Raw genomic sequence first — 299 nt, 5'->3', positions numbered from 1 at the left:
GGCGGCCACGCGCCCGACATCCTGAAGGTGGTGGGCGAAGCCAACGTGCTGCCCTCCTCCACCAACCCCACGCGCCCCTACACCGTCAACACGCTCGAAGAGCATGTGGACATGCTGATGGTGTGCCACCACCTGGACTCGTCCATCGCCGAAGATCTGGCCTTTGCCGAAAGCCGCATCCGCAAGGAAACCATCGCGGCCGAAGACATCCTGCACGACCTGGGCGCCATCAGCATCATGAGCAGCGACAGCCAGGCCATGGGCCGGGTGGGCGAGGTCATCTGCCGCACCTGGCAGAC

Annotated in this window: 1 protein-coding gene; it reads left to right on the top strand. The window is 65.2% G+C overall.

The window, feature by feature from the left end:
* Positions 1–299, top strand: a 299-nt coding sequence (locus HA630_RS26875; RefSeq protein WP_166832151.1) for an amidohydrolase family protein, incomplete at both ends; no start/stop codon positions are given.

It is taken from the genome of Aquabacterium sp. A08, from assembly GCF_011742065.1.
The sequence above is the reverse complement of the archived record's forward strand: the minus strand, read 5'-3'. Positions and strand labels throughout refer to the sequence as shown.